Genomic DNA, 2,463 nt, shown 5'->3' on the forward strand with positions numbered 1-2,463 from the left:
GGCATTCGCACGGCGCACTGCGGCGTCGAGCAGTTCGCCTTTCTCGTCGCCGACGTTGATCAGGAACGACTTCTCGTAGGCGTACTTGTCGATGGTCGCGATCACGTCGTCGAGATCGCCCTTGCGGGCGTTGGCCTCGACATAGTCGGCGGCAGCCGCCTCGCGCCCGTCGCCGATCTGGCCGGTTTTGGAGATATTGCGGGCGCCGATCGCCAGGCGAAGGAACGACCAGCGCAGCAGTGGCATCCGCTGCTTGAAGCTCATAGCGAGAGCCTAGGCCCGCGGCGCGGTCAAGCAGTCGCTACGTTGCCCGCGGGTCTGCCAGACCAGGCAGGCCCGCCCCGTTAAACTTGCCCGGATGTCCGCCATGCCCGTGGGTTGCCTGACCAGCGATGGTCGGGCATGACCGACGACGGCGGCGGCGCTGACCCGCCAGAACAGGCCGGTCTGACGGGCCGCGCACCGCGCCGCATTCCCGAACCCAAGCCCAAGAGTGTGCACGGTCCGGCCAAGGTCATCGCGATGTGCAACCAGAAGGGCGGCGTCGGCAAGACCACGTCGACCATCAACCTGGGCGCCAGCCTTGCCGAGTTCGGCCGCCGGGTGTTGCTGGTCGACCTCGACCCGCAGGGCGCGTTGTCGGCGGGGTTGGGTGTGCCGCACTACGAACTCGACCACACGATCCACAACCTGCTGATCGAGCCTCGGGTGTCGATCGAAGAGGTGCTGATCCACACCCGAGTCCCTGGCATGGATTTGGTACCGAGCAACATCGACTTGTCGGCGGCGGAGATCCAGCTGGTCAACGAGGTGGGCCGTGAGCAGTCGCTGGCGCGCTCGCTGTATCCGGTGCTGGACCGCTACGACTACGTCCTCATCGACTGCCAGCCGTCGCTGGGCCTGCTCACCGTGAACGGGCTGGCGTGCAGCGACGGCGTGATCATCCCGACCGAGTGCGAGTACTTCTCGCTGCGCGGCCTGGCGCTGCTGACCGATACCGTCGACAAAGTGCGCGACCGCCTCAACCCGAAGCTGAGCATCAGCGGCATTCTGATCACCCGCTACGACCCGCGCACCGTCAACTCGCGCGAAGTGATGGCCCGTGTTCTGGAGCGGTTCGGCGACCTGGTGTTCGACACCGTCATCACTCGTACGGTGCGCTTCCCCGAGACCAGCGTCGCCGGCGAGCCGATCACCACGTGGGCGCCGAAATCCGGTGGCGCCGAGGCATATCGGTCGTTGGCGCGTGAGGTCATCGACCGGTTTGGCGCGTGACTGACCCGGTGATACAGGCCGGAGCGGCGGCGGCGACATCTAGCTCCGAGCAGTCTGAACAGAGCGGCTTCCAGGTCCGGCTGAGCAATTTCGAGGGTCCGTTCGATCTGCTGTTGCAGCTGATCTTCGCGCACCGGCTCGACGTCACCGAGGTGGCGCTGCATACGGTGACCGACGATTTCATCGCCTACACCAAGGCCGTTGGTCGCCAGCTCGAGCTGGACGAGACAACGGCGTTCCTGGTCATCGCGGCCACGCTGCTCGACCTCAAAGCGGCGCGGCTGCTGCCATCCGGCGAGGTTCACGACGAGGAGGACCTAGCCCTGCTCGAGGTGCGCGACCTGTTGTTCGCGCGGCTGCTGCAGTACCGGGCGTTCAAGCATGTCGCGGTGATGTTCGCCGAACTCGAGGCCGCGGCGCTGCGCAGCTATCCGCGTGCGGTGTCGCTGGAAGCACGTTACGAAGACCTGCTGCCCGAGGTGATGATTGGCGTCGACGCCGATGACTTCGCTCAGATCGCCGCCGCGGTTTTCACGCCACGGCCGGTGCCGACCGTGGGGACCGATCACCTCCACCAGGTGATCGTGTCGGTCCCCGAGCAGGTCGGGAACCTGATGGCGTTGTTGGAGAGCCGCGGGATAGGGCAGTGGGCGTCGTTCTCCGAGCTGGTCGCCGACTGCAGCGCGCCGATCGAGATCGTCGGCCGGTTCCTGGCGCTGCTCGAGCTGTATCGGGCGCGGGCGGTAGCATTCGACCAATCAGAAGCGCTTGGTGTGCTCCAGATTTCGTGGACCGGAGAACGACCACCCAACGATCATCCGCCAACCGCTGACGCAGAAGAAGTAGACGGCAATGACTGACGACGCCCAGACCGACATCCCGACCGAGATTCCGACGGATCTCGACCTCGGCATCGATGTCGCAACCGAGCCGGAACTCGAGGATTCCGATCTCGGCGCGGTGCTCGAGGCGCTGCTGCTGGTGGTGGATACGCCGGTGACGGTGGACGCGCTGGCGGTCGCGACGGGGCAGCCGGCCTATCGGGTGGCGGCCAAGCTGAATCTGATGGCCGAGGAGCTCACCGTCCGCGACAGCGGTATCGACCTGCGCGAAGCCGCCGGCGGCTGGCGGATGTACACCAGGGCACGGTTCGCGCCCTATGTTGAACGCCTGCTGCTCGACGGCACG

The 2,463-nt window shown here is 66.1% G+C and carries 3 protein-coding genes and 1 pseudogene; 3 read left to right on the top strand and 1 reads right to left on the bottom strand.

Annotated elements, in window-relative coordinates:
- Positions 1-264: pseudogene (locus VFH65_RS04860) on the bottom strand (O-methyltransferase); the annotation flags it as partial.
- Positions 265-402: 138 nt separating this feature from the next.
- On the opposite strand from VFH65_RS04860, the gene VFH65_RS04865 reads away from it, so the two are divergent.
- From VFH65_RS04865 to scpB, 3 genes are all read left to right on the top strand, one after another.
- On the top strand, positions 403-1,275 hold the full coding sequence (locus tag VFH65_RS04865) for a ParA family protein (RefSeq protein ID WP_353320018.1): 873 nt from the start codon (positions 403-405) through the stop codon (positions 1,273-1,275).
- Positions 1,276-1,283: 8 nt separating this feature from the next.
- Positions 1,284-2,135 (top strand): segregation/condensation protein A, encoded by an 852-nt coding sequence (locus tag VFH65_RS04870; RefSeq protein WP_353320020.1) that lies wholly within the window; start codon positions 1,284-1,286, stop codon positions 2,133-2,135.
- Positions 2,128-2,463: SMC-Scp complex subunit ScpB (gene scpB, locus VFH65_RS04875; RefSeq protein ID WP_353320019.1), on the top strand; the 336-nt coding region annotated here is incomplete at its 3' end. The genes VFH65_RS04870 and scpB, both read left to right, overlap by 8 nt.

This window comes from Mycobacterium sp., from assembly GCF_035697385.1.
GTDB lineage: Bacteria > Actinomycetota > Actinomycetes > Mycobacteriales > Mycobacteriaceae > Mycobacterium.

Coding starts and splice junctions, on each gene's coding strand:
- VFH65_RS04865 (WP_353320018.1), top strand. CDS start 403: ATGACCGACGACGGCGGCGGCGCTGACCCGCCAGAACAGGCCGGTCTG.